Source organism: Stenotrophomonas sp. STEN063, from assembly GCF_056854515.1.
In genome coordinates, this window is record NZ_JBXFWF010000035.1 from 1 (window position 1) to 23,625 (window position 23,625).

Sequence of the window (23,625 nt, forward strand, 5' to 3'; positions counted from 1 at the left end):
CCCTCCCCTTGCCTGCGGCAAAGGGAGGGGTTGTAGTGCCGAGCAATGCGGGGCAGGGACATTCCCGGTATTGCCCCAGCCGAGCATGGCTCGGCTCTACAGATGAAGCTTTGTCGGTAATGCCCCAGCCGAGCATGGCTCGGCTCTACAGGTGAAGCTTTATCGGTTATGCCCCAGCCGAGCATGGCTCGGCTCTACAGGTGAAGCTTTGTCGGTATTGCCCCAGCCGAGCATGGCTCGGCTCTACAAAACAGCAAGGGCGCCGTCAGGCGCCCTTGCTGTTTGCGTAAGCCCTTCGGGCTTACTTCGCCATTTCCGACATCACCACCATGTCCAGCACATAGGCCTGCGACGGTGCATCAGCCGGCGGGTTCTTGATCTCGTAACGCTTCAGGCGCAGTACGTTGCGCACGCCCGGCTCGTGGGTGTAACCCTCGATGTTGCCGTAGAAGTTGGTGAACTCACCGCGCTTGCCCTGCTCCAGGCCCTGCTCGTTGTACTTCACCTCGCGCACCTGCAGGCAGGTGGCGTCCTTCATCAGCGGGTGCGGGCAGGGCTTGGTCTGCGGCTCCACTTCCATGAACACCGTCTCGCCCGGGCCACCGTAGCGGGTCTCGGCGGTCGGCTCGGCGCGGAAGCTCAGCACATCGCCGGAAGCGGTGACCAGGGTCAGTGCCGAAGCATCCAGTGCGCGCACGGTCAACTTGCCCTGCAGGCGCTCGCTGATCAGGCCGTCAACCGCCATCAGCGGGCCCTGGCAGGCCTTGTTGGTGGACATCAGGTTGCCGACGGTCAGTGCACCGGCGTCCAGTGTGTAGCCGCCGCCGATGTTGTTGCAGGCGTTGCTGACCGACAGGCGGTTGTCCTTGAAGTCCAGGGTCAGCGGCTTGTCAGCCTGTGCGAACAGGCCGTCGATGCGCTTGCCGCTGGCGTCCACGGCGTTGTCCAGCAGCCAGTGGTTGGCGCCGAGCTGGCTGGCGTCGATGTTCGCCGTTGCAGCGGCAGGCGTCGCGGCAGCTGCGGTCGCAGCAGGGGCCGCCGGATCGGTGGCGTCCTTGGCGGCCGGCGGGTTGCTGCAGGCGGTCATCAGGGCGAACGGCAGGGCCAACAGGAGGATGCGCTTCATTTGGAACTCCTTGGGAGCGTGGAAAGATTCAGGGCGATAAACGGGCCGGCGTGGGCGCCGGGGTCAACTCCGCAGTGACGCATTCAGTTTCCAGCAGGCAAAAACAACAGCAGGCCGATGCCCAAGGCGATCCGATACAGGGCGAAGCCGCTGAAGGAATGACGCTTGATATAGCTCAACAGCCATTTGACCACAATGAAACCGGTGACCACGGCGGCGGCGAAGGCCACGCCGACGTCGGTCCAGTTCTCGCTGCCAAGCTTGCCGTCCTTGGCCAGTTCCAGGAACGCATAAGCGCTGGCGGCGAACATGGTCGGGATGCCGACCAGGAAGACGAACTCGGTTGCCGCCGAGCGCCGGCTCAGGCCCAGCAACATGGCCAGGAAGATGGCCGCGGCCGAGCGCGAGGTACCGGGGAACACACCGGCCACCACCTGCGCCAGGCCGACGGCAATGGCCACCTTCCAGGTCACCGTTTCGTTGTCGGGCATGCGTGCGGCAAAGCGCTCGGCGACCAGCATCCAGACGCCGCCGATGACCAGTGCCCAGGCCACCGGGGTAACGGTTTCGGGCAGTTCCCAACCAGCCAGGCGCACCGGCAGGCCGACCAGCGCGGTGACCAGGAAGGCCACGCCCAGCTTCATCACGTAGTCGCGGTTCTCGCGCTGGTTCAAGCCGGTGGCCAGCGACCACAGCCGCTGCCGCAGCACCAGGGTGACGGCGATGATGGCGCCGGCCTGGATGACGATGTTGAAGAAATCCGAGCGCTCACCCAGCCAATGCTGGGCGATCAGCAGATGGCCGGTGCTGGAGATCGGGAGGAATTCGGTGAGGCCTTCGAGAATGCCAAGGAGCAGGGCGGAGAGCAGGTCGGACATGGAAGCGGATTGAGGGGAGTCGGGCACAGCATAGTCCATTGCGCTTTTCGCACCCGAACGGTGCGTGACGCATGCATAGCACCAATGTGGTGCGACCATAAAGGTGCAAGTGCAACCATTGCCTATTCAAAACAACGACTTACATCGCTTCAAAAGTTGGCACGGCGTTTGCTGTAATACACACATTCTTCATCCATCCGAGGTTTCACCCGATGTCCCTGGAAAACGTTGAGAAGCTGATCAAGGACAACCAGATCGAGTTCATCGACCTGCGTTTCGTCGACATGCGTGGCATCGAGCAGCACGTGACCTTCCCGGCATCGATCATCGAGCCGTCGCTGTTTGAAGAAGGCAAGATGTTCGATGGCAGCTCGATCGCCGGTTGGAAGGGCATCGCCGAGTCGGACATGGTGCTGATGCCGGACCCGGCCAGCGCCTACGTTGACCCGTTCTACGCCGACCCGACCCTGGTGCTGACCTGTGACGTGCTTGACCCGGCCACCATGCAGGGCTACGGCCGCTGCCCGCGCGGCATCGCCAAGCGCGCCGAGTCGTACCTGAAGTCCTCGGGCATCGCCGACCTGGCCTTCTTCGGCCCGGAACCGGAATTCTTCATCTTCGATTCGGTCCAGTTCGCCAACGACATGGGCCACACCTTCTTCAAGATCAACTCCGAGGAAGGCTCCTGGAACACCGGCAAGAGCTACGACGGCACCAACACCGGCTACCGTCCTGCGGTGAAGGGCGGTTACTTCCCGGTGCCGCCGACCGACTCGCTGCACGATATCCGCGCCGAGATGTGCAAGGTGCTGGAAAAGGTCGGCATCGAAGTCGAAGTGCACCACCACGAAGTGGCCAATGCCGGCCAGTGCGAGATCGGCGCCAAGTTCAACACCCTGGTGACCAAGGCCGACGAACTGCAGCGCATGAAGCACGTCATCAAGAACGTTGCCCATCGCAACGGCAAGACCGTCACCTTCATGCCCAAGCCGCTGGTCGGCGACAACGGCAGCGGCATGCACGTGCACCAGTCGCTGGCCAAGGGTGGCAACAACCTGTTCTCCGGTGACGGTTACGGCGGCCTGAGCCAGATGGCGCTGTGGTACATCGGCGGCATCTTCAAGCACGCCCGTGCCATCAATGCCTTCGCCAACTCCGGCACCAACAGCTACAAGCGCCTGGTCCCGGGCTTCGAGGCACCGGTGATGCTGGCCTACTCGGCCCGCAACCGTTCGGCGTCGTGCCGCATTCCGTGGGTGTCCAACCCGAAGGCACGCCGTATCGAAATGCGTTTCCCGGATCCGATCCAGTCCGGCTACCTGACCTTCACCGCGCTGATGATGGCCGGCCTGGACGGCATCAAGAACCAGATCGACCCGGGCGCACCGAGCGACAAGGATCTGTACGACCTGCCGCCGGAAGAAGAGAAGCTGATCCCGCAGGTCTGTTCCTCGCTGGACCAGGCACTGGAAGCGCTGGACAAGGACCGCGAGTTCCTCAAGGCCGGCGGCGTGATGAGCGACGACTTCATCGACGCTTACATCGCGTTGAAGATGAAGGAAGTCACCGCGTTCCGCGCAGCGACCCACCCGCTCGAATACCAGCTGTACTACGCAAGCTGAGTCAACAAACTGATGTAACGGCGGCCCTCGCATCGCGCTGGCCGCCGGCAACACCAGGTGTAGTTACTAGCTGTTTTTAGGCGGCGGTGGCGTGGACCCTCCCCCTCCCATCTGCGTCCATCGCCGCCGCCTTTGTTGCTGGGGAGCACACAGGCGAAGCAGCAGCCAGCAACACACCTGCAGGGGCAAGAGAATCCGAGCGCGCGGCATGGGCCACTCCTCCCTCCCGCGTGGTTGCGGTCGCCGGCAGCGATGCCGGCGGCAACAGCCAGGCCCATGATGCGTTCGGCGCAACAGCCAGCGGCCGCACAACGGCCGGTGGAAGACACGATGCCGGCCCGCAGCCGCAGGCCGGTCTCCTCCACATCGGGACATGCGCATGAAATTAATCTCCGCGATCATCCGTCCGTTCAAGCTCGACGAAGTGCGTGAAGCCTTGGGCGCCGCAGGCGTTTCCGGCATCACCGTCACCGAGGTGAAGGGCTTTGGACGGCAGAAAGGCCACACCGAGCTGTACCGTGGCGCCGAATACGTCGTCGATTTCCTCCCCAAGATCCGCATTGAAACCGCCGTCACCGACGACAACGTCGAGGCGGTGATCGAAGCCCTGCAGGGCGCAGCTGGCACCGGCAAGATCGGTGACGGCAAGATCTTCGTTACCGCGCTTGAACAAGTGGTGCGTATCCGCACCGGCGAAACAGGCGCCGACGCGCTTTAAGAGCCCGCTACCGACCCGTCCTCCGGCGGCAGCGACCGCCAGGTGGCAACAGGTCGCTGGCAGGTTCCACCCCCACAACCGGAGTCGACAATGCGAACGGAATTTTTCACCGGGTTGAAAGCCCGGCTCGGAGGCCTGTGCCTGTCTTTCATGCTCACCGCGATGCTGCTGGGCATGTTTTCCAGCAGTGCCTGGGCACAGGACACGCAGGCGCCGCCTGCTACTGCCACTGAAGTGGCAGCCGCGCCGGCAGAGGCCGCAGCCGCACCTGCTGCTGAAGCAGACGCCGCACCCAGCTTCGACAAGGGTGATGTGGCGTGGATGCTCACCGCCACCTTGCTGGTGCTGATGATGGTGGTGCCCGGCCTTGCGCTGTTCTACGGCGGCCTGGTGCGTGCCAAGAACGTGTTGTCGGTGCTCAGCCAGGTACTGGTGGTGTTCTCGCTGGTGCTGATCCTGTGGGTGGCTTACGGCTACAGCGCGGTGTTCAGTGCGGGCAACCAGTTCTTCGGTTCCTTCACCGAATTCGCCTTCCTCAAGGGCTTCACCCCTGACTCGGTGGGCAATACGCCGATCGCAGGCCTGCCGGACTTCCTGTTCGTTGCCTTCCAGTCGACCTTCGCCGGCATCACCACCGCACTGATCGTCGGCGCCTTCGCCGAGCGCATCAAGTTCCGCGCGGTGCTGCTGTTCTCGGCGCTGTGGTTCACCCTGAGCTACATCCCGATGGCGCACATCGTCTGGGGCGGCGGCTATCTCGGTGAAATGGGCGCGATCGATTTTGCCGGTGGCACCGTGGTGCACATCAATGCCGGTGTTGCCGGCCTGGTCGCCGCATGGTTCGTCGGCAAGCGCCTGGGTTATGGCCAGACCGCATTGAAGCCGCACAACCTGCCGTTGACCTGGATCGGCGCGATGCTGCTGTGGGTGGGCTGGTTCGGCTTCAACGCCGGCTCGGCCGCCGCTGCCGACACCGTCGCCTCGCTGGCCTTCATCAACACCGTGCTGGCAACCGCCGCCGCCGTGCTGGGCTGGACGCTGGTGGAAGCCGTCACCAAGGGCCATCCGTCGGCGCTTGGTGCAGCCTCGGGCGCGGTGGCTGGTCTGGTCGGTGTAACGCCGGCCTGCGGCACCGTTGGTCCAATGGGCGCCATCGTGATTGGTTTTGTCACCGGCATCATCTGCGTCTGGGGTGTTACCGGCTTGAAGCGCCTGCTGAAGGCCGATGACACCGCCGACGTGTTCGGCGTGCATGGCGTGGGCGGCATTGTCGGCGCCATCCTCACCGGCGTGTTCAGCGCGCAGTCGCTGGGCGGCACCAAGGTCGATCTGGATATCGCCCACCAGGTGTGGGTGCAGGTGGTCAGCGTCGGCTTCACCGTGCTGTGGTCGGCCGTGGTCACCGCCGTCATCCTGCTGGTGGTTCGTGCCCTGGTTGGCCTGCGCGTCAGCGAAGAAGCAGAGCGCACCGGCCTGGACGTCACCACCCACGGCGAATCGGCCTACGAGGCTTGAGCGCTTAAGCCCTGATCTAGAAAGAAATCAAAGCCCCTCTCCCGCTTGTCGCTTCAAGCCCCTCTCCCGCGTGCGGGAGAGGGGTTGGGGTGAGGGCAGCTTTGAGGCATTACCGGGAAGGCCCCTGCCGAGCATGGCTCGGCACTACAGGACGCCATCCCGCAAAAAGCAGAGCCCCTCTCCCTCCGGGAGAGGGGGCGGCGAAGCAGCATCACCGCACAGCCGGCATCAAACCGAAGAAACCCAGTGTGCGTCATCCCTCTGCCAGCACCAACGCCTTCACCTTCTCAGCCTTCTCGAAGTGATCCAGGCGATGGATCTTGATCCACCACGTAGCCGCTTCCATCAGCAGTTCCGGATCATCATTCCGATTCGCAAAAAACGCATAGAACGACAACCCAACCGACGGCCCCTTCGCCGCAACCTTTGCATCGCAGACCGCAACAATTTTCTGTTTCAGTGAATCACGCATTGCCGCTCCAGCAGATCGACGAACCATCCATCTGCATAGCCTAGCCACATCGGCCAGCCACCCCCAGCGGAAAGCGTTTTGAACATGCAACGCATGTTTCATGCCGGCATCACGTCGGCTCCCCAACTCCCTGAGCAGGCCCTCCAATGCAAGCAAGCCACATCGCCGCCGTCATCGGCCCCGTTGTCGTTCCATGCCCGAGCGCACTTGCAAAGCAACGCCCGGCAACGTGCAATGGCCCATATGAAGACCAAACTGCTGTTGCCGCTCGCCCTGTTGGCCACGCTGACTGCCTGTACCTCCACACCGGAGCGCAATCCGCTCGCGCACTGGGTGCCGTCGCCGAACTACAACGATCGCCAGCCGGTGTTGATCGTGCTGCACCACACCGAGCAGGACTCGGTGCAGGAGAGCCTGGACACGCTGCGCAGCGCCAACAGCGGCGGCAAGGTCAGCTCGCACTACCTGGTCGGCAGCGATGGTGAGCTCTACCAGCTGGTGGCCGATGGCGAACGCGCCTGGCATGCCGGTGGTGGCCGCTGGGGCGGCTTCACCGACCTCAACTCGACGTCGATCGGCATCGAGATCGACAACAACGGCGACAGCCCGTTCACCCAGCCGCAGATCGCCAGCCTGCTGCGCCTGCTCGACGATCTCTGCAAGCGCTACAACATCCCGCGCAGCCAGATCATCGGCCACGCCGACCTGGCCCCGACCCGCAAAGCTGACCCCAGCCGTTACTTCCCGTGGCAGCAGCTGGCCGAAGCCGGTTTCGGCCTGTGGCCAGACCCGAAGCACGGCCCGGCGCCGGCCGGTTTTGACAGCTGGATGGCGATGCAGGCCTTCGGTTACGCGCTGGACGACCGCGCTGCCGCTGCGCGTGCCTTCCACCGTCGTTTCCGTGGCAGCGACAGCCTGCCGGCCGAGCTGGACGCCGAGGACGCCCGTATCCTGTATTCCCTGCTGCAGCAGAAGCAGTGATCGGCCCGCTTTGCACTATATTGGTGCAATGACCGACGCCGATTTCTCGCCCACTCCGGAGTTGCTGGCCACGCCACTGGTCTGGTGTGGCGCGGACGGCCGCATCCAGGGTGCCAATCCGGCCTTCTGCCGGTGGCTGGGGGTCAGTGTGCGGCGCCTGCTGGGCCAGCCGCTGGTGTCGCTGGAAGCGCAGGGCGAGGTGCTGGCACAGCGCCTGGCCAATCCAGCCACTGACATGAGCCGCCTGCCACGGCTGACCCTGGCCCTGCCGGGAGAGACGCCGCGCTTCGCCGATGGCTGGCTGAGCGGCGTGGAGCAGGGCGGTTGGCTGCTGGAAGCGCACCCGGTGGACGAGTTCCAGGGCACGGACCCGGCGCAGGTCTTGCCCGGCGCGTTCAGTGCGGCCTTGAAGGGCCTGGCCCATGAGCTGCGCAATCCGCTGGCCGGCCTGAAAGGCGCGGCGCAGCTGCTGGCTCGCCGTGCGAGCGGGCGCGATGCCGACGAGCGCGAACTGATCGAATTGATCGGCGCCGAGATCGAACGGCTCAATACCCTGCTGGAGCAACTGCTGTCGCCGGCACCACAGCGCCCGCATGCGCCGCTGAACATCCATGCCGCGCTGGAACGCGTGCTGCGTCTGGTCGAGAACGAAGCCGGCTGGTCGGTGCGCCTGCTGCGTGATTACGATCCCAGCATTCCCGAGTTCCCCGGCGATGGCGACCGCCTCACCCAGGCTTTGTTGAACCTGGTCCGCAACGCGATCCAGGCCGGCGCCACCAGCGTCACCCTGCGCACCCGCGTCGAGCACGGTCTGCGCATCGCCGAGCAGCCCTATGCGCTTGCCCTGCGGCTGGAAGTGGCCGATGACGGCCGTGGCGTGCCGGAAGAACTGGCCGAGCACCTGTTCCTGCCGCTGGTCAGTGGCCGCGCCGAAGGCACCGGGCTCGGACTGGCACTGGCCCAGCAGGTCGCACGCGAACACCGCGGCACCTTGAGCTACCGCTCGCGCCCCGGCCACACCGTATTCACCGTACTGCTGCCATTGCCAGCCGCCGAGGAAGCGCCGGAGGTGGCAGATGCCTAAGTCCACGCAGGCCGCGACCGTCTGGGTCGTCGATGACGATCGCTCGGTGCGTTTCGTCCTGACCACCGCCTTGCGCGACGCCGGTTACACGGTGGAAGGTTTCGATAGCGCTGCCGCGGCGCTGAGTGCGATGGCGCGGCAGCCGGTGCCGGATCTGCTGTTCACCGATGTGCGCATGCCCGGTGACGATGGACTGGTATTGCTGGACAAGCTCAAGACCGCGCATCCGCAGTTGCCGGTAATCGTGATGTCGGCCTATACCGACGTGGCGAGCACCGCTGGCGCGTTCCGTGGTGGTGCGCATGAATTCCTGTCCAAGCCCTTCGATCTGGACGATGCGGTGGAGCTGGCGCGGCGCGCGCTGCCCGAAGCCGAAGAGCTGCCGCAGCCGGTGGCACTGCCGCCTGCGGCAGCGCAGAAGGAAGAAGGCCCACCGCAGCTGATCGGTGACACCCCCGCCATGCGCGCGCTGTTCCGCGCCATCGGCCGTCTCGCGCAGGCGCCGCTGTCGGTGCTGATCAATGGCGAGACCGGCACCGGCAAGGAGTTGGTGGCCAACGCCCTGCATCGCGAGTCACCGCGCGCAAAAGGCCCGTTCGTAGCGTTGAACACCGCTGCGATCCCGGCCGAGCTGCTGGAAAGCGAACTGTTCGGTCACGAAGCAGGCGCCTTCACCGGCGCGACCAAGCGCCACATCGGCCGCTTCGAGCAGGCTGACGGCGGCACCCTGTTCCTCGATGAAATCGGCGACATGCCGCTGGCGCTGCAGACGCGATTGCTGCGCGTGCTGGCCGAAGGCGAGTTCTTCCGCGTTGGTGGCCGCGAGCTGATCCGCGTCGACGTGCGCGTGGTTGCAGCCACCCACCAGGACCTGGAAACGCTGGTCGAACAAGGGCGCTTCCGTGCCGACCTGTTGCACCGGCTGGACATGGTGCGGTTGCTACTGCCGCCACTGCGTGAGCGTCTGGGCGATGTGCCGCAGCTGGCCGAGAACTTCCTGGCCAATGCCGCGCGGCGACTCGACATGCCGCCCAAGCGTCTGTCGGTTGCTGCGGTGAAAGCGCTGCGCGAGCACCACTGGCCGGGCAACGTCCGCGAGCTGGAGAACGTCTGCTGGCGCCTGGCGGCATTGGCTGTCGCCGATACGGTATCGGCCGATGATGTACAGGCCGCCTTGAACCGCGGCGGGCGTGCCACCGGCAGCACTGCCGCGGTGGCGCCGCAGCACTGGGACAAGGCCTTGGCGGCATGGGCCAGGCAGCGTTTGGCCGAAGGCGCCAGTGGCCTGCATGCCGAGGCGCGTGAGCGCCTGGACAACGTGCTGCTGGAAGTGGCACTGGATTTCACCGATGGCCACCGTGCCGATGCCGCGACCCGGCTCGGACTTGGCCGTAACACCGTTACCCGCAAACTTGGGCCTGGCCGCCGTCGCGGCAGTTGAACATGGCACCGGCCCGCCTGATCTGTTGCAAGGAGATATCGATGCGCATCCTGCTACCCATTACCGCCGCCGTCGCTGCAGCGCTGCTGCTCAGCGCCTGCGGATCGACGCCCGCACCCAAGCCGGAGGCGCCGCCGCCGGTGGCAACGGTCAGCACCGCCAGGATGGCCGAAGCGAATCTCGCACCGGCCTCGGCCAGTCTGGTCAGTGGCCGTCTCGCACTGGTGCCGGAAGCGGGCGGCGTGCATATCACCGGTGTGATCGGTGGCTTGCCGCGCGGCCAGCAGGCCGCCTTCCATGTGCATGAGAAAGGCGATTGCAGCGCGGTGGATGCCAGCAGCGCCGGCGGCCACTTCAACCCGGGCATGCAGCAGCACGGCCGCGCCGCTGGCGGTGCGCATCATGCCGGCGACATGGACAACCTGCAGGCCGATGCCAAAGGCGTGGCGAACGTGGACGTTCATCTTCGCGGCGTTACCCTCGGCGGTGGTGCTGCAAACGATGTCGCTGGGCGCGCACTGGTGGTACATGCGTCAGCCGATGATTACCGCAGCCAACCGGCCGGCAATGCAGGTGCGCGTGTCGCCTGTGCGGTGATTCGTGTGGTGCGTTGAGCGCCACCTGCAATTCCAATCCGGATTCGATCCAGACCAGCAAGGGAGTCAACCAATGCGACTGATCCACACCAGCCTGTTCCTCGCCAGCGCCCTGGCCCTCACCGCCTGCAACAAGGGCGCAGAGCCCGATGCCGCACCGGCTGAGACCGTCGCCGCTGAAGCGGCCACCACGCCAGTTGCCGACCCGGCCGCACCGCCGGAAATGGCCAAGCCGATCGCCACCGCACAGTTGCAGCCGACCAAGGACAGCACGGTCGCCGGCACCATCAACTTCAGCCTGGTCGACGGCCAGCTGCGCGCCAGCGGCGACATCACCGGCTTGAAGCCGGACAGCGAGCACGGCTTCCACATCCACGAGAAGGGCGATTGCAGTGCACCGGATGGCACCAGCGCAGGCGGCCACTTCAACCCGGGCAGCAGCGAGCACGGCAGCATCAGCACCGCCATGCATCACGGTGGCGACATGCCCAACATCAAGGCCGACGCGCAGGGCAACGCGCATATCGATGGCCCGGTGGCGAGCAACGTCAACGTCGGTGTTGGCGATGGCTTCGACATCGTCGGCCGCGGCCTGATCGTCCACGCCGACCCGGACGACTACAAGACCCAGCCGACCGGCAATGCAGGTGCACGCCTGGCGTGCGCGGTGATCGCCAAGGTGCAGTGATTGACCCCAAGGTGCAGTGATTGACCCCCTCCCTTTCGCGCAGCGAAGGGGAGGGTTGGGGAGGGGTGCTTTGGCTTTAGCTTTAGCTTTAGCTTCGGCTGTGGCTTTGGCCTTCACCTTCACCTTCGCACCTGCTCTCCACTCAGAGCGATCAGATTGACCAGCCGCTGAGCTTTCCGGTCGGAAGACCGAGGCAAGACAAAAGGCAACAGCAACAGCAACAGCAACAGCACCCCTCCCCAACCCTCCCCTTGCCTTCGGCAAAGGGAGGGGGCCGGTCGCGGCGAGCATCAACTTGCTGCATGCACTGCTCCCTCCCTTGCGCAACGCGCAGGGTTGGGGAGGGGTGCTGTTGCTGTTGCCCCTGCTTGACCCCGCTTCAAAACAGAAAAGGCCGCTTACGCGGCCTTTTCTGCATTCACCAGCGCACACTCAATGCGCCAGCAGGGCCTTCGCATCCTGCCCGGCATTCACGTGCACATACAGCACGTCGATGCCATGCGCTTCCAACACGGCGGCCATCTGCCGCTGGCGCATCATGTACTGCTCGTACACACGCTGCAGACGATCGCAGTCGTTCTTGTCCTGCGCGTAATGCGCGCACCAACCGGCCGGATCGAACAAGGCCATCCGCACTTCGCCGCCGACGTAACGCAGCAACGGCTCGGGTGAGGCCTCCAGCCACTGTTCTTCGTTCGGCGCAAACATCGCCGTCTCCAGTATTGGCCACAGATCCGCGAGGCCCTGGTTGTCATATTGCATGGCCATCATCGCGGCCAGGTCGTTGACGGTGAAATAGCGCGCGTGTTCGATCTGTGCAGCGAAGCTGTTCTGTGCCAGCAGCGCGGTGTCCGGCTGTGCCATGCCATTGGCCAGCAGCACGTCTTCCAGCGCATCGCGCACTTCATGGCGCACGGCTGCTTCACCGCCAGCCAGCACGAACGGCAGCAGCCGCAGCGCACCGCCGGTCAGCGCGGGATCGGCCTGCAGCGGCAGCGGGATCTCGCCATTGGCATCGGCACCAAACGCCAACAAGCGCGCGCCGTGGTTGCGGCCGGGGGCGCGCATCTGCAGCTCTTCCAGACGCCGATGAATGGGCAGGCCGGGACGCAGGACTTCGGCCGGGTCGAAATGCGCGGCGGCGAAAACCAGGTCCAGTTCGCTGACCTGCGGTACCAGCTTGGTCAGGTCACGGCCGATCAGCGCAGCCAGCTCACCGGCCTGCTCGGAGCCCAGGGCAGCCTTGCCGGGCTGCTCGCCGCCAGCCAGTTCCAATGCCACTACGCCAAGGGCGTTCACGTCGGGGTTTGAATTGCTCATGATTCGCGGTTGGCCCATCACGGCCTCGAAGCTACACTCAACACCATTATGCCTGCTATCGCGTGCAGGCCACTTTGAACACTCTTTCCCATGTCAGGTACCCGCATGCCCAGCGCTCGACCCGTCGCCATCCTCGGTGGTGTCCGCATCCCGTTCTGCCGTCAGAACACCGCTTATTCGGACGTTGGCAACCTTGGCATGTCGGTCCGTACGCTTGGGGCGCTTGTTGAACGGTTCGGCCTGCACGGCCAGCAGTTGGGCGAAGTAGCGATGGGCGCGGTGATCAAGCATCCCAGCGACTGGAACCTCGGCCGCGAGGCCGCGCTGTCGTCCGGCTTGTCACCGCTGACCCCGGGCATCACCCTGCAACGTGCCTGTGGTACCTCGCTGGACAGCATCATCACCGTCGCCAACAAGATCGCCCTGGGGCAGATCGAATCCGGCATCGGCGGTGGTTCGGACACCACCTCCGACGTGCCGATCGTCTACGGCAAGAAGCTGCGCGCGCGCCTGCTGGCCGCCAACCGTGCCAAGAGCACCGGCGACAAGATCCGCACCCTGCTCAAGGGTTTCAAGTTCTCCGAACTCAAGCCCGAGTTCCCGGGCGTGGCCGAGCCGCGCACCGGCAAGAGCATGGGCGACCACTGCGAGGACATGGCCAAGGAATGGAACATCTCGCGTGAAGCGCAGGACGAATGGGCGGTGTCTTCGCACAAGAAGCTGGCTGCCGCTTACGAGCGCGGTTTCTTCAGTGACCTGATCGCGCCGTTCCGCGGCGTCGAGCGCGACAACATCCTGCGCCCGGATACCTCGCTGGAAAAGCTGGCCACCTTGAAGCCGGCCTTCGACAAGGCCTCTGGCCGCGGCACCCTGACCGCCGCCAACTCCACCCCGTTGACCGATGGCGCCGCGGCGGTGCTGCTGGCCAGCGAGGAGTGGGCGCGTGCACACGGCCACGAGCCGCTGGCCTATCTGCGTGATTCGCAGGTTTCGGCGGTGGACTTCGTGCATGGCGAAGGCCTGCTGATGGCGCCGACCACCGCCGTGCCGGAAATGCTCAAGCGCAATGGCCTGACCCTGCAGGATTTCGATATCTATGAAATCCACGAAGCCTTCGCCGCGCAGGTGCTGTGCACGCTGAGCGCGTGGGAAAGCGAGGATTACTGCCGCAACCGCCTGGGCCTGGATGCAGCGCTCGGTCGTATCGACCCGGCCAAGATCAACCCGCTGGGTTCGTCGCTGGCCACCGGCCACCCGTTCGCCGCGACCGGTGCCCGCATCATCGGCACCGTGGCCAAGGAGCTGGCTGCCCGCGGCGGCGGTCGTGCACTGGTGTCGATCTGCACCGCCGGCGGCATGGGCGTGGTCGCCATCGTCGAGCGCTGATGCGCCGTTTGTAGTGCCGAGCCATGCTCGGCAGAGGCCTTACCGGTAATGCCCCCTGCCGACCATGGGTCGGCACTACAGCAGTGGCGTTGCCGGTAATGCTCCTTGCCGACCATGGGTCGGCACTACAATGTCTGCCTACCAAAGGATGGGGCAGGGCATGAAGCGCATTGCGATTGGTTTGGCTGTGCTGTTGGCAGGATGGGCGGCGCCTGCCGCCGCGATGACCTTCATGCAGGTGGAGCATGTCTGCCCGATCGGCGGCGAGCGCTTCAGTGCGCAGGAAATGGGGTCTGGCACGGCGTTTGGCCACTTCCTCGATGGACGCCTGCATGGCGCCATCCAATCGCCGTGGCCACTGGTATCCTGTCCGGGCAACGGCTTCGTCATCTACAAGGACGATTACAGCGCCGACGAGATCAAGCGCCTGACGGCAGTGGTCGAAAGCGACGACTACCAGCGCATGCGTGGTACTGAAACCAGCTACTGGTTGCTGGCGCGCCTGTTCGAAGCCGTCGATGCGCCGTTGAAGGATCGTGCCGGGGTGTTGCAGAGCGCAACCTGGCAGGCATCGCCGGAACAATACCCACGCTACGTGCAAGCCGCATCGGCGGCGGTCGCGCAACAATGTCCGGATGCGCGCGCCGCCGCTGATCAGGACGAACCCTGGCTGTACTGCCAGATGCTGCTGGGCGAATGGGAGCGCAGGTTGTCGCGCTTCGATGCCGCGCGCGCCCGCTTCGAGCGCCTGCAGCCACTGCCGGAGCGTCTGGTGCCTGGGCAGGAGCGCGAACGCGCGCGTCGCCAATACGTCGCCGAGATCGCACAGCAGCTGCAGCTGATCGCCGAAAACAGCGCGATGAACACCATGGCGGTGGACGCGAATGCGCCGCCGGCCAAAGAGGCGGCAGAGGGGGCAACTGCGCGCATTGCCGGCACCCCGGATATGTCGCCAGAGGCAGCGCAGGCGGCAGCAGATACCGCTGCGACGGCGGCCGATGCGTCAGTCGAAGCTGCAGCCTATGCGGCAGAAGCTGCTGCAGATGCCGCCTACACGGGTGGAACGACCATGGATGTCGCTGCTGCCGCAGCGGCCGCTGCGGAAGCAGATGCAGCCGCTGCCGCTGCAGCTGGGGCCGAGTCGACATCGACCAAACGCTGAGTGGCGTTGTTCCGCAGGCAGCTCAGCGGCGGGCCTTCCCCGTCGCGTGGAAAGTGCCAGCGACCGCATGTGATGCCAAGGACGCAGGTTCGGGTCGCCCAGGAGGCGGCCTGTTCGATTCTCACAGGGGACGTAAGGAATGGATGAGTTCAACCCGTATGCCGCGCCGGAGGCCTTGCCGCCACCGCTTGCCAACACCAGCCCGGACAACGGTACCTGCTGGCGTGATGGCGATCAGCTGCTGGCCTTGCCGCATGGCGATCTGCCGCGCTACTGCGTCAAATGTGGAAAGCCGGCGCTCGAGTACCGCCAGCGCAAGTTCTATTGGCACTCGCCGTGGATGTACCTGCTGATCCTGCTGCACATCCTGGTCTACCTGATTGCCGCACTGGCGGTGCGCAAGACGGCAGTGCACAACGTCGGCCTGTGTTCGGCACATCGCAAGCGGCGGCTGAATTTCATCCTGATGGCGTGGGCGTCGCTGGTGCCGCTGTTTGGCTGTTTTCTGTTCGACAGTGGCGCGGTGATCGCCCTGGGGATACTGACCTTCCTGGTGATGGTGCTGTGGGGCCTGATCGGCATGCAGATACTCAAGCCCAGGAAGATCGATGCGAGCTTGGCCGTGTATCGCGGGGTATCGCCGGCGTTTCTGGCACGCCTGCCGCGCTATCCGTATCGCCGCGACTAGTTCGACAGCGGCCAACGAAGCCCGGGCGAGGGCAATGCGCGCGGACGATGCAGCGCCAGCTCAGCCCTCGTTGGCCGCCTGTGCGTGATCCAGCAGGAACTGGCTGATGGCTTGGCGCAGTGGCAGGTCGTCCGTGCGCTGTGCCAATGCATCTGCGCGCAGCGCGTGTTCGTGGGCCGCGGCAACATCGCCCAGGTTGGAATGACGTTCGGCCAGTGCCAGGCAGATCGAGGCTTCGTAGTTGATGGCCTGCGCTGCGTTGGCAAGCATCAATGCGTGGGTGTAGTGCTTGATGGCGAGGTGATCATCGCCGGTGAAGTCTGCCAGCGTTTCCCACAGGAATGGATGATCACGGCCGGCAGCCGCGATTGAGTCGCAGTAAGCATGCAGCTGTGCATACAGCGATGCACTGGCGTCTTCTTCGCCATCTTCGCAGGCGTTGAGGATGGCGTCGGTCAGTGCGACCACGCGCGCATGGATATCCGGAGGTATGTTCATTGCGGCTCGTTACGGAAAGCGTCGAGGGTGCACCTGCAGAGACTCAGCCCGGCAAACGCGGAAAACCATGGGCATCGCGCTCTTCGGCCACGGCCTGGTCCTGGATCTGCTGGTGCAGGGTGCGGCGTTGGATCGGCTGCGGTGTTTCGCCGCGGCGCTGGCGCACTGCATTGAGCAGGCACTGGCTGGCCAGCGCCTGCTCGTCCTGTGCGGCAAACACCTCGCCCAAGGCTTCCCAGGCGTCGGCGCCGGCATCCCGGGCGATGGCCCGGTGCAGGAACTCCTCGGCCTGCGACCATTGGCCCTGGCCAACGGCAAGACGGGCCAGGCCCAGCAGCAGTGCGGGGCTGTTGGGATGCGATTGCAGCCAACGCTGGGCGCTGGCCCGGCGCGAATCGAATTTCTCCACCGGCAGCTGCGTGTACAGGCTGACCAGGGCTTCGTCCCAGTGGCTGTCCAGGGTCTGTTCGATGCTGCGCAGGGCGACATCGGTCCAGTTCAGTGCTACCGCGCGCTGTGCATAGCGCGCCACCGCCTGTGGGCTGACCCGCACGGACTTGGGCAGCACTTCCCAGCGAGCAGCCAGCGTATTGACGTCGCTGGCTTCGTCCAGCATCTGCAGGGCAAGCGTGGTTTCCAGGCCGGCAACCGCGCTGGGTGGCAGCACCTGCTGCTGGCGCAGCGCGCCAAGCTGGCCATAGGCCTCTTCGGCGCGGCCAGCGCGTTGCAAGGCCTCGGTGCGCAGCCACAGGCCGCGTGGCGGCAGTGGTTGCAGGGCCGGCAGGTCCAGCGCGTTGATCGCTTCCAGCGGCTTGTCCAGCTGCAGCCAGCGCTCGGCGCTGTGCAGGGCATGCAGGTGCGGGTCGGCTTCGGCCAATTGCTGCAGATGCTGGCCGGCGCTGCTGTTGTCCTCGCGTGCTTCGGCCGCGCGCATGGCGGCCACCAGGGCGATAGGGCGTACGGCTTTCTCGGTTGCCGCGCTCTGCAGCAGTTTTTCGGCGCGTTGCCATTGGCCGTTGTCCAATGCCTGCAGGCCGTCGATCAGGCGCGCGCGGCCCTGCTTGCGGCGATGCCGTGCCCAGGCCCGGAACGGGGTGCTGATCAGCGACCACAGCAGCCATACCAGTAAAGCGGCGATCAGTACCGCCAACGCGGCCTGCGGCAAGGTGGCGATGTAGTCGTGGTCGCCGGCACGGACGATCACTTCGCCCAAGGCACGTACGGAGTCCTGGCCCAGCCATTGCGCACCAAAGATGCCGGCAGCGGCGACCAGCAACACCAGCAACAGGGAACGGAAGGCCTTCATGGTGCGTCCTTGGCGGCGCGCGTGCTGCGCAGTTGCTGCAGGGTGCTGCCCAGTTCCGGCAGGTTGGGGCGCAGTTCCACGCCGCGCATCTCGCGCAGTTCACTGCGGCGCAGCTGGCGCTGCGGTGAATCCGGCCACAGCCGCTGCAGCCAGCCGTCCACGCGGTCCAGTGCCTGCTGCCAGGCCTTGCCGTCGCCGCGCTCAAGGGCGGCGCGGGCAAGGCTCAGCTCGATCTGCAGCGAGTCATTGGCGGCGATGCGTTCGGAGCGGGCAACCAGGACCTTGCCGTCGGCCGGACGGATCTGCACCAGCGGCGACAGCATCTGCTGCCACCACGGTTGCTGGGTGTCGGCGGCTAGCTGCAGGTGTTCGGGCAGGCGTTCCAGTTCAGTGGACCATTGCTCGAGCTGGGCAGCGGTGCGGGCGCGCACGCCCGGGCCCAGTGCGTCCAGCGCATTGCGCTCCTGGATCAACGCCTGGCGCAGGTTGAGGTAGTCGGGGCTGTCGATGCCTTCCAGCGCGCTGGCGGCCAGCGCATACAGGCGACGCGCACCGTCCAGGTCGCCGGCAAAAGTCAGTCGCTGCTGGGCCTGGTTGAGCAGCAGCTCGGCCTCTTCGCGGCGCACGGCCTGCGCACCCTGGCGCGAGCTGTCGGCCAACTGGGCAAGGTTTTCTTCCAGCAGCGCGTTGCGCTGGCTCAGCCCCAGCACTTCATCGCGCAGCACGCGATTGGTGGCGGCGGCGTCCTGGATGCTGCGGGCATTGGCGCGCTGGTCGCGGCGCAGGGCGTCCAGCCCCTGCTGCATGGCGTTCAATTGCTGGGTCGCGCTGTCGCGGGCCAGATCGGCCTGCTGTTGGCGGCTCTGCCAGCTGTGCCAGCCAAACCAGCCTGCAGCGACCAGCACGGCGATGGCGATCAGCGGCAGGAGCCAGCGCAGGGGCCGGCGCGGTTGAACGGGTGCGACGTCTTCATTCATCGGGGGGCAACATCCTTGGCGGGCATGGCCACGACACAAGGGTGACCACGCTGTTGGTGCAGGCAAAGCATCGCCCGCGCGCTGCATGCCTGCAAGTCGCCCTTGCGGGTGCGCTCAGCCTGCGGCCGGGAAAAGCGCGGCGTGGGCGGCGCTGGCCAGCTGTGCAGGCAGTGGGCCTGTGGCGATGCTGACGTTGCGGAAGCCAAGCTCGGTGGCAAGTTCGGCCAGCCGTGCGCTGGCGGTGACCGCTGCGGCCTGCTGCCAGCGCTGCAGCAGGTCTGGCGGCAGATACGGCAGCACCGTCTGCAAGGCTTCGCCGCTGCTGATCGCCACCACATAAGGCGTTGGCAGTGCCTGCAGGCGCGCAATGGTGGCCTTGCTGACCGGCAATGGCACGCGCTCGTAGACATCGATGCGTTGCAGCTTGGCGCCACGTTCCCGCACCTGCGCGGCAATCACGCCGCGACCGCCGGGAGCGGTGACCAGGGCCACGCGCAGGCCGTGCAGGTGTTGCATGGCAGGCAAGGCCAGCAGGCCTTCGCTGTCCATCCGGGCCGGCGCCTGCACACTGGTCGCACCGCGGCGACGCAAGGCGCGCGCGGTGCCTTCGCCAACGGCAATCAGGCTGCCTGCGCGAAGCTCGGCCAATGGCAGCAAGCGCGCGGCGGCTTCGGCGGCGGCGGGGCTGGTGAACACCAGTCGATCGTAGTCACGTGCTGCGTTCAGCTGCTCGCGTGTTTCCTCGTCGGCACGCATCTGCAGTCGCCAGGGCGACAACGCCAGCGTACGTGCACCCAAACGCGCCGCTGCGCTGCGCACGGTGTCGTGTTGCCCTTGCGGACGCATCGAGATGAGATGCCAGACCGTGTCGGCTGGCACATAGGCGGGGCGATTCATTCCATGCATTATGCGGGCGCTTTCCGTTTTGCGTGCGCGTACATGTCCGAACATTTTGCTGACCCCGTGTTGCTGGAGAATCTCCAGCGCACTCTTACCGCAATGCCGCCGGTTGCGGCGATGGGCATTCGCATTGCGGGCTATGACAACGGCGTGCTGCGCATGCAGGCGCCGCTGGACGTAAACGTCAATGACAAGGGCAACGCCTTCGGCGGTAGCCTGGCGTCGGTGATGACCCTGTCGGGTTGGGCGCTGGTCAGCATGCGCCTGGGCTTGGCCGGCCAGCAGGCCGAGGTGTACGTGGCCGACAGCAACATCCGCTACCGTGCGCCAGTGTATGGCGACCTGCTGGCAACCGCGCGGTTGGCGCCGGACCAGGACTGGGATGAATTCCTGACCACGTTCAGTAAGCGCGGCCGTGCGCGGGTGACGGTAAGGGCGGCAATCGAAGGTGGGGCGGCCGAGTTCGAGGGTCGCTTCGTTGCCCTCGGCAAAGGCTAAGATCGGCCATCACCGAGGGGGCCTGCATGTTCCGAAACCTGTTCCAGTCCGTTGTCGTCGTCCTGTTGCTGGTCGCTGGTTCAGCCCAGGCAGAGGGCCCGAGCCGCTCACAGCGCAACAAGCTGGTGCCTACCCAGGAGGCCTATGTTGCGGCCGTGCGCTGGGGCGATTTCGACAAGGCGGAAGAATTCATCGACCCGCTCTACCTGCAGCAGCACCCGATCACCGACCTGCAGCGCGAGCGCTACCGGCAGGTGCAGGTGTCCAGCTACCGCGAGCGTTCGGCAGCTGCGGGCGCCGACGGCAGCATCGAGCGACGCGTCGAAATGGGCGTCATCAACCGGAATACCCAGGCAGAGCGGACGGTCATCGTGAACGAGCGCTGGCGCTGGGATCCGGAAGCCAAGCGCTGGTGGCAGGCAACCGGTTTGCCGGACTTCTGGCAGGGCCAATGAGGCATTGGCTGCATTTTCACCGGCTGTGCGACAATCCATGCCCTCTTATCGACCCGTGACCTGAGTGAATTACGAAGAGTTGCTGGCCTTCGCCGGCCGAAATCCGATGCTGTCGCTGGCCCTGGTCGGCCTGACGGTGGCCATCATTGCCACCGAGATCGCCCGCCTGTTCCGTGGCTACAAGTCGCTCAAGCCGTCTGAATTGACCCATATGATCAATGCTGGCGGCGCGACCGTGATCGATCTGTCGGCTGCCGCCGACTTCGAGAAGGGCCATATTGCCGGTAGCCGCAATGTGCAGCCGGCCCAGTTGACCCCCGCGCACAAGCTGCTGGCCAATGCCAAGCAGAGCCCGGTGGTGTTGCTGTGCCGTACCGGCAATGCCTCGGCAACAGCAGCCAAAGCACTGAAAAAAGCCGGTTACGAGCAGGTTTATGTGCTCGACGGTGGTTTGCCGGCCTGGCAGGCAGCAGATCTGCTGCTGGTCAAGGGCCGTAACTGAGTCAGCAAATTTTCAGTCAGGGCTTGTGTAGGTGGGCAACCGCCCCCATCGCAGGTCTTGTACTAATCCCATTCAATGAACAATCTGTTCTGGAGTCTTGAGCAATGTCCGAAGAGAACACCAACGGCGTAGTCCCGGCCGACGAATCCGCCAACGGCCCGGCTTTCACCATCGAGAAGATCTACGTCAAGGACGTTTCGTTCGAGTCGCCGAATTCCCCGGTCATCTTCAACGAGAACGTGCAGCCGGACCTGCAGCTGAACCTGAACCAGAAGGTACAGCGCCTGTCCGAGACCGCTTTCGAAGTGGTGCTGGGCGTGACCCTGACCTGCAAGGCCGGTGACAAGACCGCCTATGTGGCCGAAGTCGAGCAGGCTGGCGTGTTCGGCCTGATCGGTCTGGAGCCGCAGGCGATCGACGTGCTGCTCGGCACCCAGTGCCCGAACATCCTGTTCCCGTACGTGCGTTCGATTGTCTCGGACCTGATCCAGGCTGGCGGCTTCCCGCCGTTCTACCTGCAGCCGATCAACTTCGAAGGCCTGTACGCTGAAACCCTGCGTCAGCGTCAGCAGCAGGGCGAGCCGTCGCTGGCCGACTCCGAGCCGGCTGGCAACGCCTGATCGGCGTCTGCGTTTCTGTATGAGTACGAACGACGCAGAAAAGATCGCCGTTGTCGGCGCGGGCTCCTGGGGCACCGCGCTGGCCACACTGTTGGCCCGGCACGGTCATACTACCGTGCTGTGGGGACGTGATGCAGCGGTAATCGAGGCGATTGATCAGCGTCATGAGAATCCCCGGTATCTGCCGGGGATTCCCTTGCCAGAATCCTTGCGCGCCAGCACCGACCTGGCTGCCACCGTTACCGGGGCAGACTGGATCCTGGTGGTGGTGCCTTCGCATGCCTTTGCCGAAACCGTGCGCGCGCTGGCGCCGTTGCGGCCGGCCGGGGCAGGCGTGGCCTGGGCGACCAAGGGCTTCGAGCCCGGCTCAGGCCGTTTCCTGCATGAAGTAGCGCGTGAGGTGCTGGGCCCGGACGTGCCGTTGGCCGTCGTCACCGGCCCGTCCTTCGCCAAGGAAGTCACCCTCGGCCTGCCCACCGCCATCACCGTCCACGGTGATGACGATGCGTTCTCCCAGCAGGTGGCAGATGCCATGCACGGCCCGGCGTTCCGCGCCTATACCGGCGACGACATGGTCGGTGCCGAGCTGGGCGGGGCGATGAAAAACGTGCTGGCAGTGGCAACCGGCGTGGCCGATGGCATGCAGCTGGGCCTCAACGCCCGTGCCGGCCTGATCACCCGTGGCCTCAACGAAATGCTGCGACTGGCGGCTGCCATCGGTGGCAAGCCGGAAACCCTGATGGGCCTGGCCGGCCTCGGCGATCTGGTGCTGACCAGTACCGGCGACCTGTCGCGCAACCGTCGCCTGGGTCTGGCGCTCGGACGCGGCCAGAGCCTGCCCGATGCGGTCAAGGAAATCGGCCAGGTGGTGGAATCGGTGCAGACCGCCGATGAAGTCATGCGTCAGGCCGATCGCCACGGCATCGACCTGCCGATCTCCAAGGCAGTGCAGTCGGTACTGCACGGCGAACTCAGCCCATCCGAAGGCCTGCAGCAGCTGCTGGCCCGTGAGCAGAAGCCGGAGTACCCGGACACGCTGTTCAAGTAAGGATGAGCGACGATTAAAAAAAAGCCCGGCATTGCTGGGCTTTTTTGTTTTTTTGTAGTGCCGAGCCACGCTCGGCAGTGGCTCTACCGGTGAGGCCTCTGCCGAGCATGGCTCGGCACTACAGAAAGCCAGGCTTGCCGAGCATTGCTCGGCACTACCGCAGGATGCCGCGCAAAAAAGAAGCCCGGTCGGGGGAGGACCGGGCTTCCAGCGGCGCGTGGGAGAGAGGTCACGCGCCATACAACACCACTACTTGTCGCTTGTTGCTGTGTCGCTTACCAGGTGAAGCGCGGGCCGACGAACCATTCCTTGTCGCCAGCCTTGGCCAGCTTCACTTCGCCGGTCAGGCCCCAGTTCGCGTTGAACTTGCCGGTGGCGCCGACGCGGCCGTAGAACTCGCCGTCCGGGTTGTAGCCGTTCTTCTTGCTGTAGTCCTCGTAGCCAGCCAGGGCATAGCCTTCGAAGTTCGGGGTGAAGGCGGTGCGCACGCCGACTTCAGCGCTGTAACCGTTGAACTTCGGGCCGTACTCCAGATCCAGCTTCTGGTAGGCCGCACGGGCCAGCAGGTCGGTATTCGGGGCAACGGTGTAGTTGTAACCAACACCCAGGCGCCACTGGTCGACATCAGCCTTGAACTTGTCGGTTTCCTGCGCGTTGTACTCACCGAACACATGGAAGTTCGGATGTACCGCGACCGAGCCCTTCACCGCCCAACCATCGGCGTCGCCGCCCTTGGCGTCAGTATTCACATAGCCGCCTTCCACATAGTTGTAGGACAGGCCATCGGCAGCCGAAGCGGCGAACGGCAGGGCGGCCAGCAGGCCCAGAGCGATCAAAGAAGTCTTCATTTCGGCATTACCTCGTTATTGGTCTTGATCGTTACGGCCTGAATCTGTGGCCGTTCGATAGTTGTGAATTATCCGTTAGCCGACGGAATCCGCCCTGAATATCAAACTGACCAGTACATAAATTAAGGTGAAGAGCGGGGAACTTCTCCCGCACATGGACAGCAGGCGCGGCCGGGCCTGCTGTAAGCCATTGCTGTGGCAGCGCCACTCAATTGCGACACTTTGATCGACGGGCGGCTCGATCAGCAGGTGCATCGGCCAGGGGAAGCTGCGGCGGTATCGAAGCGGAGGACAGC

General features: G+C 65.1%; 25 protein-coding genes. 16 read left to right on the forward strand and 9 right to left on the reverse strand.

All coding sequences use genetic code 11. The features are described from left to right. Positions 1-301 precede the first annotated feature (301 nt). Both AC1VWL_RS10950 and AC1VWL_RS10955 read right to left on the reverse strand, forming a co-directional pair. The gene (locus AC1VWL_RS10950) at positions 302-1,126 is read right to left on the reverse strand and encodes a DUF4377 domain-containing protein (protein ID WP_482986703.1); all 825 of its coding nucleotides are present in this window, start codon (positions 1,124-1,126) and stop codon (positions 302-304) included. 83 nt (positions 1,127-1,209) lie between these two features. Then, complete coding sequence (locus AC1VWL_RS10955; RefSeq protein ID WP_296252737.1) at positions 1,210-2,004, reverse strand: undecaprenyl-diphosphate phosphatase; 795 nt, start codon at positions 2,002-2,004, stop codon at positions 1,210-1,212. Between the two features lie 212 nt (positions 2,005-2,216). Between AC1VWL_RS10955 and glnA the strand changes: the two genes are divergently transcribed. The 3 genes from glnA to AC1VWL_RS10970 all read left to right on the forward strand — a co-directional run bounded on the left by glnA (position 2,217) and on the right by AC1VWL_RS10970 (position 5,859). Beyond that, entirely contained in the window at positions 2,217-3,626 is a 1,410-nt protein-coding gene (gene glnA, locus AC1VWL_RS10960) for a type I glutamate--ammonia ligase (RefSeq protein ID WP_481533925.1), read from the forward strand. Positions 3,627-4,005: 379 nt separating this feature from the next. Further along, positions 4,006-4,344, forward strand: a complete 339-nt coding sequence (locus AC1VWL_RS10965) for a P-II family nitrogen regulator (protein ID WP_057627937.1) — start codon at positions 4,006-4,008, stop codon at positions 4,342-4,344. Between the two features lie 90 nt (positions 4,345-4,434). Then, complete coding sequence (locus tag AC1VWL_RS10970) at positions 4,435-5,859, forward strand: ammonium transporter (RefSeq protein WP_482986704.1); 1,425 nt, start codon at positions 4,435-4,437, stop codon at positions 5,857-5,859. A gap of 253 nt (positions 5,860-6,112) precedes the next feature. On the opposite strand, the gene AC1VWL_RS10975 is transcribed toward AC1VWL_RS10970, so the two are convergent. Next, positions 6,113-6,331, reverse strand: a complete 219-nt coding sequence (locus AC1VWL_RS10975; protein WP_482986705.1) for a DUF6500 family protein — start codon at positions 6,329-6,331, stop codon at positions 6,113-6,115. A gap of 243 nt (positions 6,332-6,574) precedes the next feature. On the opposite strand from AC1VWL_RS10975, the gene AC1VWL_RS10980 reads away from it, so the two are divergent. The 5 genes from AC1VWL_RS10980 to AC1VWL_RS11000 are packed head-to-tail and all read left to right on the forward strand — an operon-like array spanning position 6,575 to position 11,121. Then, positions 6,575-7,312 (forward strand): N-acetylmuramoyl-L-alanine amidase, encoded by a 738-nt coding sequence (locus AC1VWL_RS10980; RefSeq protein ID WP_482986706.1) that lies wholly within the window; start codon positions 6,575-6,577, stop codon positions 7,310-7,312. Positions 7,313-7,340: 28 nt separating this feature from the next. Then, on the forward strand, positions 7,341-8,396 hold the full coding sequence (locus tag AC1VWL_RS10985; RefSeq protein ID WP_296248484.1) for a two-component system sensor histidine kinase NtrB: 1,056 nt from the start codon (positions 7,341-7,343) through the stop codon (positions 8,394-8,396). Then, a complete protein-coding gene (ntrC, locus tag AC1VWL_RS10990) occupies positions 8,389-9,837 on the forward strand; it encodes a nitrogen regulation protein NR(I) (RefSeq protein WP_482986707.1) in 1,449 nt (482 codons plus the stop codon). The genes AC1VWL_RS10985 and ntrC overlap by 8 nt, the downstream gene beginning before the upstream one ends. Before the next feature lie 41 nt (positions 9,838-9,878). After that, a complete protein-coding gene (locus tag AC1VWL_RS10995) occupies positions 9,879-10,451 on the forward strand; it encodes a superoxide dismutase family protein (protein WP_481533920.1) in 573 nt (190 codons plus the stop codon). A gap of 55 nt (positions 10,452-10,506) precedes the next feature. Next, a complete protein-coding gene (locus AC1VWL_RS11000; protein WP_481533919.1) occupies positions 10,507-11,121 on the forward strand; it encodes a superoxide dismutase family protein in 615 nt (204 codons plus the stop codon). 432 nt (positions 11,122-11,553) lie between these two features. Here AC1VWL_RS11000 and AC1VWL_RS11005 read toward each other — a convergent pair whose 3' ends face one another. Continuing rightward, entirely contained in the window at positions 11,554-12,441 is an 888-nt protein-coding gene (locus AC1VWL_RS11005) for a hypothetical protein (protein WP_296248492.1), read from the reverse strand. Positions 12,442-12,531: 90 nt separating this feature from the next. Here AC1VWL_RS11005 and AC1VWL_RS11010 point away from each other — a divergent pair, with 90 nt between their 5' ends. The 3 genes from AC1VWL_RS11010 (at position 12,532) to AC1VWL_RS11020 (ending at position 15,677) form a co-directional block, all read left to right on the forward strand. After that, positions 12,532-13,827, forward strand: a complete 1,296-nt coding sequence (locus AC1VWL_RS11010) for an acetyl-CoA C-acetyltransferase (RefSeq protein ID WP_282269672.1) — start codon at positions 12,532-12,534, stop codon at positions 13,825-13,827. A 160-nt stretch (positions 13,828-13,987) separates the two neighbouring features. Further along, positions 13,988-14,989: a hypothetical protein gene (locus AC1VWL_RS11015; RefSeq protein WP_482986708.1), complete on the forward strand. Its 1,002-nt coding sequence runs from the start codon at positions 13,988-13,990 to the stop codon at positions 14,987-14,989. A gap of 139 nt (positions 14,990-15,128) precedes the next feature. Continuing rightward, the gene (locus AC1VWL_RS11020; protein ID WP_482986709.1) at positions 15,129-15,677 is read left to right on the forward strand and encodes a hypothetical protein; all 549 of its coding nucleotides are present in this window, start codon (positions 15,129-15,131) and stop codon (positions 15,675-15,677) included. A 60-nt stretch (positions 15,678-15,737) separates the two neighbouring features. Here the strand turns inward: AC1VWL_RS11020 and AC1VWL_RS11025 are convergent, their stop codons facing one another. The 4 genes from AC1VWL_RS11025 to AC1VWL_RS11040 form a co-directional block, all read right to left on the reverse strand. Further along, positions 15,738-16,175 (reverse strand): hypothetical protein, encoded by a 438-nt coding sequence (locus AC1VWL_RS11025; RefSeq protein ID WP_482986710.1) that lies wholly within the window; start codon positions 16,173-16,175, stop codon positions 15,738-15,740. Between the two features lie 43 nt (positions 16,176-16,218). Next, complete coding sequence (locus tag AC1VWL_RS11030; protein ID WP_481533914.1) at positions 16,219-17,481, reverse strand: heme biosynthesis HemY N-terminal domain-containing protein; 1,263 nt, start codon at positions 17,479-17,481, stop codon at positions 16,219-16,221. Then, entirely contained in the window at positions 17,478-18,458 is a 981-nt protein-coding gene (locus AC1VWL_RS11035) for a uroporphyrinogen-III C-methyltransferase (protein WP_481533913.1), read from the reverse strand. Before AC1VWL_RS11035 ends, AC1VWL_RS11030 begins: the two co-directional genes overlap by 4 nt. Positions 18,459-18,572: 114 nt before the next feature. Beyond that, positions 18,573-19,355, reverse strand: coding sequence for a uroporphyrinogen-III synthase (locus tag AC1VWL_RS11040; protein WP_481533912.1), 783 nt, complete (start codon positions 19,353-19,355; stop codon positions 18,573-18,575). Positions 19,356-19,397: 42 nt separating this feature from the next. Between AC1VWL_RS11040 and AC1VWL_RS11045 the strand changes: the two genes are divergently transcribed. From AC1VWL_RS11045 to AC1VWL_RS11065, 5 genes are all read left to right on the forward strand, one after another. Then, positions 19,398-19,856 carry a YiiD C-terminal domain-containing protein gene (locus AC1VWL_RS11045; RefSeq protein ID WP_482986711.1) on the forward strand — a complete coding sequence of 153 codons (459 nt, stop codon included), beginning with the start codon at positions 19,398-19,400 and terminating at the stop codon, positions 19,854-19,856. 26 nt (positions 19,857-19,882) lie between these two features. Then, positions 19,883-20,311 carry a hypothetical protein gene (locus AC1VWL_RS11050; RefSeq protein ID WP_482986712.1) on the forward strand — a complete coding sequence of 143 codons (429 nt, stop codon included), beginning with the start codon at positions 19,883-19,885 and terminating at the stop codon, positions 20,309-20,311. Between the two features lie 64 nt (positions 20,312-20,375). Continuing rightward, positions 20,376-20,813, forward strand: coding sequence for a rhodanese-like domain-containing protein (locus AC1VWL_RS11055; protein WP_057629188.1), 438 nt, complete (start codon positions 20,376-20,378; stop codon positions 20,811-20,813). Positions 20,814-20,917: 104 nt separating this feature from the next. Beyond that, positions 20,918-21,433 carry a protein-export chaperone SecB gene (gene secB / locus AC1VWL_RS11060; RefSeq protein ID WP_282269650.1) on the forward strand — a complete coding sequence of 172 codons (516 nt, stop codon included), beginning with the start codon at positions 20,918-20,920 and terminating at the stop codon, positions 21,431-21,433. Positions 21,434-21,452: 19 nt separating this feature from the next. Continuing rightward, entirely contained in the window at positions 21,453-22,481 is a 1,029-nt protein-coding gene (locus AC1VWL_RS11065; protein WP_282269648.1) for an NAD(P)H-dependent glycerol-3-phosphate dehydrogenase, read from the forward strand. Positions 22,482-22,756: 275 nt separating this feature from the next. Here AC1VWL_RS11065 and AC1VWL_RS11070 read toward each other — a convergent pair whose 3' ends face one another. Next, positions 22,757-23,329 (reverse strand): OmpO family porin, encoded by a 573-nt coding sequence (locus tag AC1VWL_RS11070; RefSeq protein ID WP_296248516.1) that lies wholly within the window; start codon positions 23,327-23,329, stop codon positions 22,757-22,759. Between the last annotated feature and the right edge of the window lie 296 nt (positions 23,330-23,625).

Bases quoted from the DNA above. Each gene is read 5' to 3' on its own strand.
- AC1VWL_RS10975 (WP_482986705.1), bottom strand. From the start codon at position 6,331: ATGCGTGATTCACTGAAACAGAAAATTGTTGCGGTCTGCGATGCAAAG.
- AC1VWL_RS10950 (WP_482986703.1), bottom strand. From the start codon at position 1,126: ATGAAGCGCATCCTCCTGTTGGCCCTGCCGTTCGCCCTGATGACCGCC.
- glnA (WP_481533925.1), top strand. From the start codon at position 2,217: ATGTCCCTGGAAAACGTTGAGAAGCTGATCAAGGACAACCAGATCGAG.
- AC1VWL_RS11040 (WP_481533912.1), bottom strand. From the start codon at position 19,355: ATGAATCGCCCCGCCTATGTGCCAGCCGACACGGTCTGGCATCTCATC.
- secB (WP_282269650.1), top strand. From the start codon at position 20,918: ATGTCCGAAGAGAACACCAACGGCGTAGTCCCGGCCGACGAATCCGCC.
- AC1VWL_RS10955 (WP_296252737.1), bottom strand. From the start codon at position 2,004: ATGTCCGACCTGCTCTCCGCCCTGCTCCTTGGCATTCTCGAAGGCCTC.
- AC1VWL_RS10985 (WP_296248484.1), top strand. From the start codon at position 7,341: ATGACCGACGCCGATTTCTCGCCCACTCCGGAGTTGCTGGCCACGCCA.
- AC1VWL_RS11050 (WP_482986712.1), top strand. From the start codon at position 19,883: ATGTTCCGAAACCTGTTCCAGTCCGTTGTCGTCGTCCTGTTGCTGGTC.
- AC1VWL_RS10995 (WP_481533920.1), top strand. From the start codon at position 9,879: ATGCGCATCCTGCTACCCATTACCGCCGCCGTCGCTGCAGCGCTGCTG.
- AC1VWL_RS10970 (WP_482986704.1), top strand. From the start codon at position 4,435: ATGCGAACGGAATTTTTCACCGGGTTGAAAGCCCGGCTCGGAGGCCTG.
- AC1VWL_RS10965 (WP_057627937.1), top strand. From the start codon at position 4,006: ATGAAATTAATCTCCGCGATCATCCGTCCGTTCAAGCTCGACGAAGTG.
- AC1VWL_RS11010 (WP_282269672.1), top strand. From the start codon at position 12,532: ATGTCAGGTACCCGCATGCCCAGCGCTCGACCCGTCGCCATCCTCGGT.
- AC1VWL_RS11020 (WP_482986709.1), top strand. From the start codon at position 15,129: ATGGATGAGTTCAACCCGTATGCCGCGCCGGAGGCCTTGCCGCCACCG.
- AC1VWL_RS11070 (WP_296248516.1), bottom strand. From the start codon at position 23,329: ATGAAGACTTCTTTGATCGCTCTGGGCCTGCTGGCCGCCCTGCCGTTC.
- AC1VWL_RS10980 (WP_482986706.1), top strand. From the start codon at position 6,575: ATGAAGACCAAACTGCTGTTGCCGCTCGCCCTGTTGGCCACGCTGACT.
- AC1VWL_RS11030 (WP_481533914.1), bottom strand. From the start codon at position 17,481: ATGAAGGCCTTCCGTTCCCTGTTGCTGGTGTTGCTGGTCGCCGCTGCC.
- AC1VWL_RS11005 (WP_296248492.1), bottom strand. From the start codon at position 12,441: ATGAGCAATTCAAACCCCGACGTGAACGCCCTTGGCGTAGTGGCATTG.
- AC1VWL_RS11045 (WP_482986711.1), top strand. From the start codon at position 19,398: ATGTCCGAACATTTTGCTGACCCCGTGTTGCTGGAGAATCTCCAGCGC.
- AC1VWL_RS11025 (WP_482986710.1), bottom strand. From the start codon at position 16,175: ATGAACATACCTCCGGATATCCATGCGCGCGTGGTCGCACTGACCGAC.
- AC1VWL_RS11035 (WP_481533913.1), bottom strand. From the start codon at position 18,458: ATGAATGAAGACGTCGCACCCGTTCAACCGCGCCGGCCCCTGCGCTGG.
- AC1VWL_RS11065 (WP_282269648.1), top strand. From the start codon at position 21,453: ATGAGTACGAACGACGCAGAAAAGATCGCCGTTGTCGGCGCGGGCTCC.
- ntrC (WP_482986707.1), top strand. From the start codon at position 8,389: ATGCCTAAGTCCACGCAGGCCGCGACCGTCTGGGTCGTCGATGACGAT.
- AC1VWL_RS11000 (WP_481533919.1), top strand. From the start codon at position 10,507: ATGCGACTGATCCACACCAGCCTGTTCCTCGCCAGCGCCCTGGCCCTC.
- AC1VWL_RS11015 (WP_482986708.1), top strand. From the start codon at position 13,988: ATGAAGCGCATTGCGATTGGTTTGGCTGTGCTGTTGGCAGGATGGGCG.